The organism is Streptomyces sp. NBC_01808 (genome assembly GCF_035917395.1).
GTDB lineage: Bacteria > Actinomycetota > Actinomycetes > Streptomycetales > Streptomycetaceae > Streptomyces.
In genome coordinates this window covers 4,701,916-4,716,504 of the sequence record NZ_CP109072.1, presented here as the reverse complement: position 1 = coordinate 4,716,504, position 14,589 = coordinate 4,701,916, and the positions used below count along the sequence as shown (strand labels likewise).

Below are 14,589 nucleotides of genomic sequence, written 5' to 3'. Positions count from 1 at the left end.
CGCTCAGGCCGGCTTGCGCGCCTCGAAGAGCGTCCGCGAGCTGTGCGCGACGAACGGGCCCTCCGCCGCGATGAGTTCGTGCATCTCCCGCAGCCTCGGCCGGTACGCCGCGACCGTGAAGCCCGGCACCATCCAGATCACCTTCCGCAGGAAGTACGCGACCGCGCCCACGTCGTGGAACTCCATCCGCAGCCGCTCGGTCCGCACGTCCACGATCTCCAGCCCGGCCGCCTCCGCCGCCGCCCGCTCCTGCCGCGGGTCGCGGCCCCGCCGCGTCTCCTCCGGCTGCGGCCCGAGGAAGTACTCGACCAGCTCGAAGACGCTCGCGGGGCCCACGTGCTGGGCGAAGTACGTCCCGCCGGGGCGCAGGACGCGGGCGATCTCCCCGAAGTACGGCTTCACCGGGTGCCGGCTCACCACCAGGTCGAACGCGCCGTCCGCGAACGGCAGTGGCGGCTCCTCCGGCGCGGCGACCACCACCGTGCCGAGGGGGTGCAGCAGGGCCGTGGCCTTGGCGACGTTCGGCGGCCACGCCTCGGTGGCCACGGACAGCGCCGGCCGCGCCGGCACCCCGGCCAGCACTTCGCCGCCGCCGGTCTGGATGTCCAGCGACGCGCTCGCGGCGGCCATGCGGGCGCCCATGGCCCGCTGGTAGCCCCAGGAGGGCCGGGCCTCGGTGGCGCGGCCCTCGAACCAGGAGAAGTCCCAGCCCTCGGTGGGGGTCGCGGCGGCTTCGTCGAGGAGGCGGTCGAACTCGGGGTCGGGGGTCGGGTCGGTGGAGGGGTCGGGGCTCATGTGGTGATCGTCGCAAAGTCAGCGGGCGGCAAGCGACCGCATTAGTGCGCCGCCGTACCCGCGCGCCCCACCGCACCTCCCACCCCCGACTCCCCCCGCACGGACGGTCGTTCGGAAGTCTGCGCGCGGCACTCGCTTTCCACGGTCTGCCTCGGATATGCATGCCGCAGCGCACTCCGGCGTGACAAATTGTCGTTACGCCGAAGTTCACCCTGCCGTGGCGACGGCGCGGAACCATGGGGCCGGTTACCGCCGGCCCCTCGTGGCAGACCGCTCGAAGCAGGAGGCTCGCCGTGCACACCAACGAAATGGGAGTCTTCGGGGTCTCCCCCGCCGAGGAGCAGCTCTACCGGCACTTCCTCCGGAACCCCGATTCGCCCTCCGAAGGCGTCCACGTGAAGCTCGGCATCGACCGGCATGAAACGGAAGAGGCCGTGGCCCGCCTGATCCGGCTGCGGCTGCTCAGACCCGGGGATCGGCCGGGGTGGTTCGTCCCCGTCGATCCGGAGCAGGCCGTGGCGCGGCTCACCGAGATGCGGCTGCGCGAGATGTACCAGGAGATCCAGCGGCTCACCCAGAGCCGGTACGTGCTGACGACGCTCCGCGCGGAGACCGCGGCCCCGGTGGAGGGCGGCGGCCAGGCGGGCGCGTACGGCGGTGAGCACGGGGTGGAGGAGATCGACGACCGGGAGGCCCTGAGCAACCGGATGGAGGAGCTGGTCTTCTTCGCCCGGGAGGAGATCGCCTCCGTCGAGCCGGGCTTCCACCTGATGAGCGAAGCGGTGCTGAAGCGGCGCGCGGTGGAGTGGCGGGCGCTGAAGCGCGGGGTGCGGCGGCGGCTGGTGCTGCCCGCGGACACGCTGCGGCATCCGCGGGTCGCAGGACACGTGCGGGAGCTGCTGGCCCGGGGCGGCGAGGTGCGGGTGGTCGAGGAGATCTCGGACCAGCTCGCCGTGTACGACGAGCGGGTGGCCCTCATGCCCAAGGACCCGAAGAACCTCGACGAGGGCGCGCTCCTGGTACGGGGGCGGGGGCTGGTCAGCACGCTGTCGGGGCTCTTCGAGAAGGTGTGGGAGCAGGCGGAGGACGTCTCCGTCGAACTGCGCGAGCCCGTGGAGCCGGAGCCGGAGCTGTCGGAGGCGGAGCTGCGGGTGCTGCGGATGATGTGCGAGGTGGGCAAGGACGAGACGGGGGCCAGGGACCTGGGTGTCTCCGTGCGTACGTACCGGAGGCACATCGCCGACGTGCTGCGGATCCTCGGCGCCTCCACGCGGGCGCAGGCCGCGCTGCTCGCCCGCGAGCGCGGGTGGGTGTGACCGCGGTCAGTCCTCCACCGACCAGCCGGCGCACGCCCGGTGCGTCAGCGCGTCGCCCGCCACCGTCGTCGCCCCCACCTCCGGCACCGCCAGCCGCAGCCTGATCCGCTCCGACTCGACCCGCAGGCCGTGCGGGAGATGGGCCCGTAGCAGCCACAGCAGCCGGACCGCGGTCGTCTCCGCGGGCGGGGCGTCGAAGTCCTGGCGTACGAACGCCACCTCGACCGACCGGCCGCCGCTCATCGGCCCGCCCCGGCGGCGGCTTCCGGTGTACGCGCCCGCAGCGCCCGGCGCGCCGCCGCCGTCAGCGCCTCGATGCCCGTCTCCAGCGCCGGGCGCAGGTCCGGCGCGAACCGCGGCGAGTGGTTGCCCGGCACCGGGACCCCCGTGCGTGCCGCTTCGCGGCGGGCCGACGCGGAGACGGTGCCCAGCATCCAGTAGCCGAGCCGGACGCCGGGGGCCCCGTGCACCTCGGCGCCCGCGGGGCCGTACCAGGCGAAGTCCTCCGCCGCGGTGGCCGGTTGCCAGCGCAGCACCCGGGCGCCGCCCAGCGCCGCGACGTGGGCGTCCCGCAGCTCCGCGGTCAGCCCCGCGTCCGGCAGCAGGGTCCGCGAGCGGGCCCGTACCGTCACCTCCGGCGGCTCCGGCGCGCCCGCCGCCTCCGCCTCGCCGGCCAGCACCCGGCGGACGCCCGCCAGCAGCCGGTCCAGGGTGCCCTCGTCGAACGCCCGCAGGCTGATGCCCAGTTCGGCGCGGTCCGGGATGACGTTCGCCTCCGTACCCGCCCGCAGCCGGCCCACGGTCAGCACCGCCTGCTCCGCGGGGGCCCGTTCGCGGGCGACCAGCGCCTGGAGCCGCAGCACGGCCGCCGCCGCCGACACCACCGGGTCCACCGTCAGGTGCGGCGCCCCGGCGTGGCCGCCGGTGCCGTGCAGTACCGCGTCGACCGCGACCGTGCCGGCCAGCAGCGGGGCACCGTCCGTGTGGGCGACGGCGCCGGCGGGCAGCGGCGCGGTGTGCTGCGCGAGGACCGTATCGGGCGGGCCCGTGAGGTCGTACAGCCCGGCGCGCAGCATCGCCAGCGCGCCGTCCAGCGTCTCCTCGGCCGGCTGGCCGACGACGGCCACCGTGCCGCGCCAGCCGCCGGTGTCGCGGGCGAGCAGCGCGGCGGCGCCGGCGAGCGCGGCGAGGTGCACGTCGTGGCCGCAGGCGTGGGCGACGCCGGGGACGGTGCTGGCGTAGCGGAGTCCGCTGGCCTCCGTCACGGGCAGCGCGTCGAGTTCGGCGCGCAGCAGCACGGTCGGGCCCTCGCCTCTGCGCAGCAGCCCGACGACGCCGTGGCCGCCGACGCCGCGGGTGACGGCGTAGCCGTCGGCGGCGAGCCGGCCGGCGAGCACGCCCGCGGTGCGTTCCTCGGCGCCGGACGGCTCGGGGTGGAGATGGACGTCGAGACAGCACTCGACGGCGGACCGCAGAACGTCCGCGGGTACGGCCATGCGCGCCACGCTCCTCTTCCGGGCAGCTCCAGCCTGCCCGATGACGTGATCAGTACGGGCTCAGCCCTCTGTCGCCGGGTGACAGCGAAGTGACAGCGAAACGGAGGCGGCGGTGGCAGCGGTCGTCGCTTGAATGTTCGGGACAACCAACGGATCCGCCGGTCTCACGCACGGCGGGCCCGCCGCTCACGGAAGAAGGAGTTCCCATGGCTGACAAGGCGCTCTCCACCCTTGCCGACGAGATCCTGGAGCTGGAGTCGGAGACCTTCGAGATCTCGGACTACTCGGACCAGGCCGAGGTCGTCCTCGCCGGTTCGACCTCCTGCTCCTCCACCTCGACCTGCTCCAGCACCACCAGCACCACCTCGTGCAGCGCCTGACGTCCCGTCAGTAACGCCGCGCCCAAGGCAGCCCTCACGGGACGGAGTCGGTCCTCCCGTGAGGGCTGCGGTGTGCGGTGACCCGGGCATCCGCTACGGGAACGGGTGCGGCACGGTACGCGGCCCGCCCCCGGCTGCCGCCGCAGCCGCCGCCAGCAGCCGCGGCATCCGCAGCGCCCGCTGCCGGTGCCAGCCGAAGTCCAGCGGCAGCAGCCCCGGCGCCAGCGTCGCGACGGTCCGCAGGCCCACCGCGCGCTGCTCGGGCGTCGTCTGGTCGACGGCCACGGCGTCGTGCCCGTGCACCGCCAGCGCGTCGACGAGCAGCCGCAGGTCGTCGCGGAGATCCAGCGTCGCGGGGCGCACCTGCGCCCAGTCGGCGTAGACGCCGGCCAGCGGCAGCGCGGGGTCGTCGGTGAGGAAGTCCCGGGCGTGCGCGGCCATCCGCGGCAGCCCGTAGAGCTGGGCGTGGTCCTTCAGTTGCCGTACGCGGCCGAAGTCCGCCGCCATCTCCTCCAGTTCGGCGCGGCGCTCGGCCACCTGGTACGGCAGGTGCGGGATGTACGTCAGCACCTCGCTGAGCGCGCCGGTCAGCGCGGCCGCCGGGTCCAGGGCCGCGGCGGCGCCGAACGACAGCAGCCCGGGGCCGCCGTCCTCCCGTACCGCCACCGCCGTGATCACCGGGATGCCGAGGTCGCTGCGGGTGTCGAAGGCCCGTACCTCGTAGCCGAGGAGCGCCGCCCGGTCGAGCATGCCGCGCACCCGCGGGTCGCCGGTCGAGCGGGGGTCGACGCGGGTGAGGGGGGCGCGCCCGTACCAGGCGAGGAGGAAGGCGTCGCGCTCGATCAGCTCCAGCAGCCCGTAGAGCGCGGCCTCGGCGAGCGAGCCGCCGGTGGCGCAGCCGTTGGAGCACTCGAAGACGAAGTTGTCGGACGGCAGCCCGGCGCTGTAGTGCACCAGCCGCGCCGGTACGAGCACGGGGTGGTCGTCGCGCAGGCAGTGGCCCCAGATCCAGGGGATCGGGCGGGCCGGGTCGAAGGGGGCCACCATGGGGTCGTCGCGGTACGTCTCCGGGGAGTACAGCCCGGTGCGCCGGGGGTCGACGACGGCGTTCTCGCCCCATTCGGCGGCGAGTTCGTCGAGCGAGGCGGTCACGGGGCGCAGCCCGCGGCGGGCGTGGGTGCCGGCGTAGCGCTCCAGGCCCTCCAGGTAGGCGAGGGTGCGGCTGGTGGCGTACGCGTCGGCCTGTCCCGAGAACGTGACGTCGTTGAGCCCGGCGTAGCCGCGGACGAAGGCGCTGCCGGAGATCGGCGCGGTGGTGGTGGACGCCGGGTTGAGGTGGGTGGTGGAGCCGAGGGCGCCGCAGACGGGGTTGGCGAGGGCCGCCTCGGGGAGGTCGAGGGCGGTGAGCGGGGTGACGCGGTAGACGTCGGGGGCCGGCTTCGGGGTGGGGGCGAGGTACATCCTGCCGTGCTCGGGCGCGTCGTCCGCGGGCGTCACGCAGGCGGGGCAGAGCGGCTCGGGGAGCAGCGGGAAGGTGGCGAGCGCCAGGGTGCCGAGGTCGACGCGGGTGACCCGGGCCAGCCCGTCGGGCGAGCGCCGGCCGGCGACCGCCCGGCACACCGCCCACACGGCGTCGGCGGCGTGGTCGGTCAGCACCGGCCACGCGGAGCCGCCCTCCGGCGCGAACCCGCCCTCCAGCGCCTCCCGTTCGGAGCGGGTACGCAGCCGCTGCCACCGCATCGCGAGGCACCGGCCGCAGGCGGGCCGCGGTGCGGGCGGTCCGCCTGCGACCGGATCCGGTCCGGCGCCCCAGGGGCCGACGAGCACCGCGCGCGAGGCGAGGTGCACGGTGGCGCCGGGGCGCTCGTCCGGCCACGGGTCGCGGCCGGGGTGCAGGGTGTCGGCGGCGCCGAGGGGGACGACGAGGGGAAGCGGGGCGCCGGGTTCGCGGGTGGTGGGGAGGCCGTCTCCGCCGGCCGCCCAGCGGCTCCGCAGCGCCTCCGCCAGCCAGGATCGCGCCGCCTCGAACGGGCCCGGCGCTCCGGCCCGTACGGTCTCCGTCTGCTCCGCCGCCGTCGCCGTCATGTGCGGTCGCTCCAGCGGAAGACCCGGAACGCCACGGCGCCGAACACGGCCGCGAACGCCGCCAGGCCGCCGCACGCCACCGCGATGTCCGCACCGCCGCCCGCGTCGGTGAGCGCCGCCGAGACCCCGTCGTTGAGGTGCCGCAGCGGCAGCACCCAGCTCATGGCCTGCATCCACGACGGCATGGCGTCCAGCGGGTAGAAGGAGCCGGACAGGAACGCCATCGGCACCATCAGGAAGTTGGCGACCGCGGCCACCGCCTCCGGGGTACGGGCGTAGGAGCCGACGATCGCGCCCAGCGCCAGGAACGCCGTGATCCCCAGCACCAGCACCGGGATCGCCAGCGGCCAGCCCGCGGCCAGCTCCAGCCCCATGACGGGCAGCAGCGCCACCGCCACGAACAGCACCGCCTGCACCAGCCCGATGCCCACCGCCAGCACGTACCGCGAGCCGAGCACGGCGGACAGCGGCGTCGGCGTCATCCGGATCACGCGCAGGATGTCGTCCCGGCGCCACTGCATCAGCACGAACCCGACGCCGAAGACGGCCGCGTTGCCCACGCCCCAGGAGAGCACCCCGGGAGCGATGTACGCGATGTACGGGCGGCCGCTCTCCTCCACGTCCTGGCCGTGGAAGATCAGCCCGAAGACGACGAGGAAGAGCAGCGGGAAGGCGAAGGTGAAGAAGAGCGTGGTCTTGTCCCGGGTGTACGCCCGGTAGCCGGCCTCCGCCAGCGCGGAATAGGCACTCATGGCATCTCTCTCCGATGGCTCAGAAGGCGGCGGGTGGCGGCGGTCAACTGTCAGTCCTGGCCGGTGAGCTGGAGGTAGACGTCCTCCAGGCTGGCGGTGCGGGTACGCACCCCGTGCAGCCCTGCGACCTTCTCCACGGCGGCCAGCACCGGTCCTGCGTCCTCGGTGCGCAGCACCAGCGCGTCGGACTCGCGGGTGACCTCGGTGACGCCGGGCAGCACCCGGGCGTCCTCCTCGCTCAGCCGCTCCGCGGGCACCAGCAGCCACACCGACGTACCGCCGCGCGCGACCAGCCTGCCCGGGGTGTCCAGGGCGGTGATCCGGCCGCGGTTGACGATCGCGACGCGGTCGCACAGCGCCTCGGCCTCGTCGAGGTGGTGGGTGGTGTAGACGATGGTGCGGCCGGCCCGCTTGAGGTCCCGCAGCAGCTCCCACAGGGCGCGGCGGGCCTGCGGGTCGAGCGCGGCGGTCGGCTCGTCCAGGAAGATCAGCTCGGGCGCGTGCACCAGCGCGGAGGCGATCGCGAGGCGCTGCCGCTGCCCGCCGGACAGGTTCTCCACCCGCACGTCCGCCTGCTCGGTGAGGCCGACGAGGGCCAGCGTGCGGTCGGCGGCGGCGCGTTCCGTCCCGTAGAGCGCGGCCATCGTCTTCAGGTGCTCGTACGCGGTGAGCCGGACGAAGAACGCCGACGTCTGCGTCTGCACGCCCAGCCGCGGCAGCAGCGCGGCGTCCCGCGGCCAGGGCGCCCGGCCCAGCACCTCGACCACGCCGCCGTCGGCCTCCCGCAGGCCCTCCATGATCTCGATGAGGGTGGTCTTGCCCGCGCCGTTGGGGCCGAGGAGGCCGAAGAACTCGCCGCCGCGGACCGTGAACGACACCTCGTCCACCGCCCGCACGTCGCCGTAGCTCTTGCGCACCGCCTCCAGGCGGACGGCCGGGGGCCGTCCCCCGGGGGCGTCGGTGTCGGTCGTCACGGGGGTCTCCTTCGGAGGTTCTGCGCGGGGTCGGGGGGTCATCGGGCTACGCCGCCAGCACCACGGCGCGTACGAGCAGCACCAGCACCGCGGCCAGCGCCGCGACCGTCAGCACCGTTCCGGCGGCGTAGCCGGCGTAGACGGCGCGGGCGCGGCGCGGGTACGCGGCGGCGTCCGGGGAGCGGCGCAGGGCCAGGGAGAGGTACGTACGGCTGGACTCGGCGAGCCGCAGCCCGCGCAGGAGCTGCCCGGCGATGGTGTAGCCGTCGAGCGGCGGCAGCGGCACCAGCATCGCCGCGGCCTGGAGCACGCCGAGGAAGAGCAGGCCCGCGAGCCCTTCGCGGGTCGAACCCTCGGGGGCGAGCAGCCACCAGCACCAGAACGGCAGCAGGAACAGCAGGTTGGCCACGGCCCCGGCGCCCGCGACGACGATGCGGGCGCGGCGGCCCGCGAGGTACATGTAGTCGTCGACGGTGCAGTACATGATCACCACGGGCAGCCGCCAGCGCAGCCCGATCTCCCCGACCCGGCCGCCGTAGTGCCGGGCGGCGACGCCGTGGGCGAGTTCGTGCACCGCGGTGGAGAGCCAGAGCGCGGTGGCGACGGCCACGAGCAGCACCGGCTCGGTGAACACGGCGGCGGCGCCGTCGACCAGTTCGCCGGGGTGCAGGGCGAGCACCAGCAGCATCGCGCCGAGCGCCGCGAGCAGCAGGGTGCCCCAGACGCGGCCGAGGAGGAAGCCGGTGGCGCGGTGGAGCCGTCCCGCGGTGGCGTGGGCGTCGGCGACGAGCCGTACGCTGCCGGCGAGCAGGCTCCGGGCCCTCTCCGGTGCCGGCTCGTCGCGGCGCTCGGGGCGGGGGGCGCCGTCGAGGAGGCCGCGGCCGCCGAGGAGCTGGAAGAGCCGGCTCCAGTGGGCGTCGCCGAGCCGCTTGCCGAAGGCGGCCGCGTACTCGCCGCCCAGCTCCGCGACCGTACGGGAGCCGTCCATCCGTACCATCAGGAACCGCTCGCGCGGCCCGACCTCGAAGGACTGCCCGGTCGCGGTGTCCTTGACCAGGTGCACGGTGCGGGGCCCGTGCAGCAGCGCGTCGCTGACCAGCACCTCGGGGCGCAGCCTCGGCTGGTGGGCGGCGAGCGACTCCCGGGTGCTGCTCACCGCGCGCTCCCGGTGGCCGGCGCGGCGGCGCGCGCGTGCAGCGCCCGGGCCAGGACGTGGGAGAGGTACGCCTCGTCCTGGATCGTCACGTGCAGCCGGTTGTTGGTCATGTGCATGTACGGGGACAGCAGCCGCTCCAGCGCCTCGTCGGGGTCGTCGACCGGCTCGTCCTGCGTGCCGTCCCAGGACCGGAAGACCAGCTCGCCCCGCCCGGCCAGCTCCACGACCCGCTCGCGCAGCTCGCGGCAGTGCCCGGCCCAGCGGTCCAGCAGCCCGGGCAGCGTGCCCTCGCCCGCGGCGGCGGCGCGGATGCGGCCGTGCCAGGTGAGCAGACCGGGGGCGACCTCGTCGGCCTTGCGCTCGTACTCGGCGCTGCCGATGAAGCCGGTGTCGGGGAACGCGCGGTGCCAGAAGGTGTAGTAGCGGTCGAGGAAGTCCGCGAGGCGGTCGTCCTCGGGCAGGAACGCGGTCGACATGATCAGCATGAGCTGCGCGGAGGTGCCGAGCAGCACGGTGCGCAGGTGCAGGTTCTTGCCGCGCAGCGCGTCGCACACCAGCTCGCTGGAGCGGGCGAAGTGCCACTCGGCGAGCGCGACTCCGGCCGGGCCGCCGTACTTGCCGTACTCGGGCTCGTACGGCAGCCAGGCGCGGGAGTTGTTGGGCCGCAGGTTCATGCGGCCGTCGGCGTCGGTGTAGGCGACGCGGTCCTCGGGGCGGAACTCGATGTCGAAGAGCTGGTTGTAGAACTCGTTGAGGAAGCCGGAGTCGACCTGGTAGAGCGCGGGGCGCTCGGCGAGGAAGGCGTCGACGGCCCGCTCCGCGCGGGCCCGTACCTCCGCCTCCCGCCCCGGGGAGGAGGGGCGGAGGCGGAGGCGGACATGGGGGCCTTCCAGCCAGTAGTTCAGGAAGAACCAGCCGTCGAGAAGGCCGTCGTCGTACAGCTCGCGGACGAGCGGACGGACGCATTGGAGGAGCAGGGGGACGGGGTTGGCGGCGTAGTAGACGTGGAGTGCCTGCCAGTCGCCGGGGGGTGTGGCCCCGGCGGCGGGCGCGCCGGCCGCCTTGGACGCGGCGGGCGCTTGCGGCGCTTCGGGCGCGGGCTGGTCGGTCACGGGGTCTCCCCTTCTGCGGTGCCGGTGCCGATGCCGGGCGGCGCGGGGGCCGTCTCCACGGCCGTCTCCACGGCCAGCTCCACGACGTGGCCGCCGTGTTCTGTCGTCAGGTACGGGCCGTCCTCGTCCGGCAGCGCTTCGCGGAACGTCACGCGCGCCGCGTCGCTGCGCAGCAGGCCCTCGAAGGCCAGCAGCGACAGCGGGCTGTCGAAGTCGACGTACTGCGGCTTGGCGCCGGTCGCACCGCGCGCCGCGTCGTCCTTGACCATGGCGTAGACCCGGGCGGGCAGCCCGTGCCTGCGCCGCCAGCGGTGCCAGGCCAGCAGCCATCCGGCGTCCCCCGTACCGGCGGCGCGCGGCGGGAGCGCGGTCGCGGGGGCGCGCCAGGAGCGGCGGGCGAGCACGAGGCGGCCGTGGCGTACGCGCGGGCGGTGGGTGACGCCGTCGTCCGGATCGCCCTCGGGGACGCCGGCCCAGACGTCGACCGGGGACATGGACGTCGGCGAGAGCAGGAGCAGGGTGCGGGGGATCTCGGGGAGCGCCAGCGGGACGAGGTAGCCGAGGTAGACCGGCACCACCTCGCGGCCCAGCCGCGCCGAGCGCAGCACCAGCCGGTCGGTCGCGGGGTCGTGCTCCAGGCTGAGGTCGTCGAGGGCGATGCGGTACCGCTCGGGCACGGTGCTGGTCTCGCCGGGGCAGACGATCTCGTAGTCGGTGAGCCGGCCGTGCAGGTTGAGGTTGCTGGTCACGGGGCCGCCGGTGACCTCGGCGAAGACGGCGCCCCTGGGCTGGAGCGCGCGGGCCCGGGTGCGGAGTTCGGCGGAGAGGGTGCCGTCGGCGCCGTCGAAGCAGTGGGTGAAGCGGCTGAACGGGAAGTGCAGCCCGCCGTACGAGCGGTTGAGCACCACCAGCGGCTCGGAGCCGGCGAGCTGGACGTGGTGGCTGTGCAGCGCCGGCTCCGCGGGGAGCGCGGCCAGTTCGGCGGCGACGGAGTCGAAGAGGTCGGTGCCGAGGACGAGTTCGGCGTCGCGGTCGGCGTGGTCGGCCCAGCGGGCCCGTACCCCGGCGTGGAACGCGCGCCGTGCGGCGTCGACCGCGCGGAGCTGCGGCAGGCCGAGCCAGTTCTCCTCCGGTACGTACTCCCCCTTCGCGTCGAACGGGGTGCGGCGCGAGGTGAACGACAGGTACTGGTCGAAGAAGTCCTCGTGGAAGTCGTGGATCAGCTTCAGCAGGTCGGTGCAGCGCCCGCCGGTGCCGTAGCGGGCGAGGAAGAACCCGCGCAGCGTCAGCCGCTGCGGCAGCGTCAGGTCGAACGCGGGCAGCACCCGCTCCACGGCGGCGAGCGGCCCGGCGAGGGCGTCCACGAGCCCGGCGGCCCGCGCGGCGCCGGCCTGTGCGGCGTCGGCCCGCGCGATACCGGGCTGTCCCTCGCCCGCCGCCCGCCCGGTGCCGGGGGCCGTCACCTCCGGCGCCGTCGTGTCCTCGTACAGCACCGTGCGCGGCACCCGGGGCCGCGCCACGCCCAGTTCCCGCTGCACGTCCGCCAGCCGCCGCCGCAACTCGCCCAGCAGCTCGCGCCGTTCGGCCGGACCGGCGGCGGGATACCGGGCCAGCAGCTCCGCCGGCCCCTCCAGCGCCGCCGCGACGTCGTCGGCCCAGGGCCGGTCGAGCCCGCGCAGCGCACGCTGGAAGGCGCCGAGGGGGTCGGTGTCGTGGGCGCGCAGGTCGAGGCACGGCACGCGGATCATGCCGACGTCGAGCAGCGCGGCCAGGTACGTGTCGACGGCCTCGCGGTCGGCGTCCAGGTCGGCCCCGAGCCAGTCGGCCAGCTCCCCGTAGCGGACCGTCTCCCGCTTCTCCAGCAGCCCGAGCATGCGCTCCAGCACACCGCTGCGGCGCAGGAAGAAGAGCTGGTCCTTCACGGTGTCGAAGGTGACGGCCGTGTCGTCGTCCCCGGCGGTCACCCACCGGCGCACGTAGCGCACGCGGTCCTCGTCGCGGCCCCAGCCGGGCGCGGGGGCGACGGGGAGGTCGGCGCGGCGGCGGGGGTCGGCGAGCACGGCGTCGGCGAGGCGGCCGACGGCGAGGACGTTGAGGCGCGGGTGGCTGCGGGGGGTGTAGGGGCCGGTGATGCGCAGGGGCGCGCCCTCGGCCGGCCCGGTGTCCGTGAGACGGCCCAGCGCGACCGACGTGAAGGCGGCGAACGGGCTCGTCTTGCACGCCGTGCGGTAGAGGTAGGCGAGCAGCGAACGCTCCACCTTCCGCGTCCGCTTGTCCGCGCGCGCCGGGTCGGAGGCGGCGAAGGCGTCGAGCTGCGCGTCGAGTACGGGCGAGGCCAGCAGCACGCCGCCGCGCAGCCGGTCCTCGCCGAGGACGGCGCGCAACGCGCTTCGGGTACGCAGCAGTTCGCCGCTCAGCAGCTCCTCGCCCGCCGCCAGGTCGTCGTCCAGCCGGGCCCGCAGCTCCAGCCAGCCCCGCAGCGGCTCGGCGACCTGCGGCGCCAGCCCGCCCACGAGCGCCAGCGCGGCCGCGGGGTCGGCGGGGCGCCGCCCGTTGAACACCTCCCGGCGCAGCCGCAGCAGGTCCCGCCGCACCCGCTCGTCGTCCCGTCCGGCGACGAGGTCGTGCAGCCGGTCGCCAAGCGGCCCGGCACTCTTCGCCAGCCGGGCCTCGGCGGCGAGCACGCCGTCCGCCCAGTCCCGTACGGCGGGCGACCGCAGGGCCCGTACGGCATCGGCGGGCAGCCCCGCGATGCGGGCGAGGAATCGCGGGCCGAGGGCGGGCGCGGTGCGCGCGGCGCTGTCGGCGGGGGCCGTCGTCGTTGCCATTCCCGCCCCCTCAGGCGATCTCGAAGCGGAAGTCGGACGCACCGCGCCGCTCGTGGCCCAGCATCATGATCAGCAGCGGCATCTCGTCCGTCTCCAGCAGCTCGAACCGCTCGCGGTACGCGATGTTGTCGAAGCCCAGCGCCACCCCGCAGCCGACGTCCAGCGCCGCCGCCGCGGTGTACGTGGCCTGGGCGACGCCGCCGATCAGCGCGTTGACCAGGCGGTAGCCGCGGTTGCCCACCGCGTCCAGCACGCTGTGCGTGCGGACCGTGGGCACGAGGACCGCGGCGGCCTGCTCCAGGTTGTAGTTGGCGAGGAAGTAGTTCTCCTGGAGGAACGCGCCCGGCGGCTCCGCCGAGACGCACCGCAGCGCGCCGTGGTCGCCGTCCCGCACGTACTCGTACGTGCCGGGCTCCACCCCGGCCACGTGGTTGACCAGCGCGTACATCGTGACGAGCCCGTCCGCGCCCGCCGCCGCCGCGTCCCCGCCGAGCCGTGAGCCGCCCACGGCGGCGGCCAGGCAGGACGTCAGATGGGCGCCGTCCAGCGGCCGTTCGGCCGCGAACCGGCCGAAGCTGCTGCGCCGCGCGCGCAGCGCCCCGCGGACGTCCCGGGCCAGCGGCGCCCGCCGCGGCAGCGCCGTCTCGGGCCGCTCCGGGCGGCCCGGCGCGACGGCCGCGGCGGCGGCGAGCGCGCCGGGGGCGGGGCGGGCGGTGGCGTCGGCGGCGGTGGCGCGCTGCATGGCGGTGAGGGCCTCGAAGTCGAGGACGGTACGGGAGCGTTCGCGGTCGCGGTGGCGGACGGAGACCTCGGGCGGCGGGGCGGGCAGCGGCGCGGCGGCGGCCCCGTCCCCGGGGCGCGCGGCGACCCCGTACCCCGCCCAGGGCAGCGGTACGACGGCGAAGATCCCCTCCTCGTCGCCCGCGACCCCGAGCAGCCGCGCCAGCCGCTCCTCGTCGAACCACAGCGCGGGCTCCAGCGCCGTCCCCCGCGCGCCGGCCCACGTCCGCCAGGTGCCCAGCAGCGCGCCCACGTCCATGCTCACGGCGTGGAAGGAGAAGCTGTTGTACTTGAAGGAGTTCTGCCAGTACTTCACGCCCAGCACCAGGAACTGGTCCGTCTCGGGTCCCGGCGCCCCCTCCCCCAGCGCCTCGCGCACCACGCCGCTGACGTCGCCGGTCAGCAGCCGGCGCAGCGCGTGGTGGCGGGGCGAGTAGTGGTGCACGCCGGGCGGTACGGGCGCGGAAGGGCCGCTGACCCAGTAGACGGAGACGGGGTAGAGGCCGCCGCCGGAGGCGGTGCCGCGGGACCAGTTGGCCAGGGGGTAGAACGGCAGGGCATTGAGGTCGGTGTTGGCCTGCACGCCGAGGCGCCGGCCCACCAGCCCGTACGAGTCCCGCAGCAGCCCGGCGAGCAGCCCGAGGTCGAACGCGGGCCCGCCGCCGCCCGCGGGGGTCAGCAGCCCGCGCTCGACGGTGGCGTACGCCGGGTAGGCGGGCCCGGCAGGCAGCGGCAGCCGGTCCGTGCCGGGGTAGTGCTTGGTCTTGCGGGGACCGTCCGCCCAGTCGGGCACGAAGTCCACCGGCTCCATCGGCACCCGGCCGCGATGCATGATCGCGGTCGCGTATCCGTGGGCGTATCCCATCGTCTGCTCCTTCTCCGGGTGGTGGCTTCCGCGGCGGTTCACGGGGTCGG

Annotated in this window: 12 protein-coding genes; 2 read left to right on the top strand and 10 right to left on the bottom strand. The window is 75.5% G+C overall.

The window, feature by feature from the left end; all coding sequences use genetic code 11:
• Positions 1-3: 3 nt before the first annotated feature.
• On the bottom strand, positions 4-795 hold the full coding sequence (locus tag OG946_RS20815; RefSeq protein ID WP_326797564.1) for a class I SAM-dependent methyltransferase: 792 nt from the start codon (positions 793-795) through the stop codon (positions 4-6).
• A 293-nt stretch (positions 796-1,088) separates the two neighbouring features.
• Between OG946_RS20815 and OG946_RS20810 the strand changes: the two genes are divergently transcribed.
• Complete coding sequence (locus tag OG946_RS20810) at positions 1,089-2,111, top strand: helix-turn-helix transcriptional regulator (protein WP_326797563.1); 1,023 nt, start codon at positions 1,089-1,091, stop codon at positions 2,109-2,111.
• A gap of 6 nt (positions 2,112-2,117) precedes the next feature.
• Here OG946_RS20810 and OG946_RS20805 read toward each other — a convergent pair whose 3' ends face one another.
• The gene (locus tag OG946_RS20805) at positions 2,118-2,354 is read right to left on the bottom strand and encodes a hypothetical protein (RefSeq protein WP_326797562.1); all 237 of its coding nucleotides are present in this window, start codon (positions 2,352-2,354) and stop codon (positions 2,118-2,120) included.
• Positions 2,351-3,607, bottom strand: coding sequence for an amidohydrolase (locus OG946_RS20800; protein WP_326797561.1), 1,257 nt, complete (start codon positions 3,605-3,607; stop codon positions 2,351-2,353). Before OG946_RS20800 ends, OG946_RS20805 begins: the two co-directional genes overlap by 4 nt.
• Positions 3,608-3,813: 206 nt before the next feature.
• Between OG946_RS20800 and OG946_RS20795 the strand changes: the two genes are divergently transcribed.
• On the top strand, positions 3,814-3,987 hold the full coding sequence (locus OG946_RS20795; protein WP_018840305.1) for a thiazolylpeptide-type bacteriocin: 174 nt from the start codon (positions 3,814-3,816) through the stop codon (positions 3,985-3,987).
• Positions 3,988-4,080: 93 nt separating this feature from the next.
• Here OG946_RS20795 and OG946_RS20790 read toward each other — a convergent pair whose 3' ends face one another.
• Genes OG946_RS20790 through OG946_RS20760 form a run of 7 tightly spaced genes read right to left on the bottom strand, consistent with a single transcriptional unit; the run spans position 4,081 to position 14,539 of the window.
• Positions 4,081-6,072 (bottom strand): TOMM precursor leader peptide-binding protein, encoded by a 1,992-nt coding sequence (locus tag OG946_RS20790; protein WP_326797560.1) that lies wholly within the window; start codon positions 6,070-6,072, stop codon positions 4,081-4,083.
• Positions 6,069-6,824, bottom strand: coding sequence for an ABC transporter permease (locus OG946_RS20785; RefSeq protein WP_326797559.1), 756 nt, complete (start codon positions 6,822-6,824; stop codon positions 6,069-6,071). Before OG946_RS20785 ends, OG946_RS20790 begins: the two co-directional genes overlap by 4 nt.
• Positions 6,825-6,874: 50 nt before the next feature.
• Positions 6,875-7,798, bottom strand: coding sequence for an ABC transporter ATP-binding protein (locus tag OG946_RS20780; RefSeq protein WP_326797558.1), 924 nt, complete (start codon positions 7,796-7,798; stop codon positions 6,875-6,877).
• A 46-nt stretch (positions 7,799-7,844) separates the two neighbouring features.
• Positions 7,845-8,954, bottom strand: a complete 1,110-nt coding sequence (locus OG946_RS20775; RefSeq protein WP_326797557.1) for a metalloprotease — start codon at positions 8,952-8,954, stop codon at positions 7,845-7,847.
• Positions 8,951-10,066 (bottom strand): lantibiotic dehydratase C-terminal domain-containing protein, encoded by a 1,116-nt coding sequence (locus OG946_RS20770; RefSeq protein ID WP_326797556.1) that lies wholly within the window; start codon positions 10,064-10,066, stop codon positions 8,951-8,953. The genes OG946_RS20775 and OG946_RS20770 overlap by 4 nt, the downstream gene beginning before the upstream one ends.
• Complete coding sequence (locus OG946_RS20765) at positions 10,063-12,894, bottom strand: lantibiotic dehydratase (protein WP_326797555.1); 2,832 nt, start codon at positions 12,892-12,894, stop codon at positions 10,063-10,065. Before OG946_RS20765 ends, OG946_RS20770 begins: the two co-directional genes overlap by 4 nt.
• Positions 12,895-12,904: 10 nt before the next feature.
• On the bottom strand, positions 12,905-14,539 hold the full coding sequence (locus OG946_RS20760) for a nitroreductase family protein (protein WP_326797554.1): 1,635 nt from the start codon (positions 14,537-14,539) through the stop codon (positions 12,905-12,907).
• Positions 14,540-14,589 lie beyond the last annotated feature (50 nt).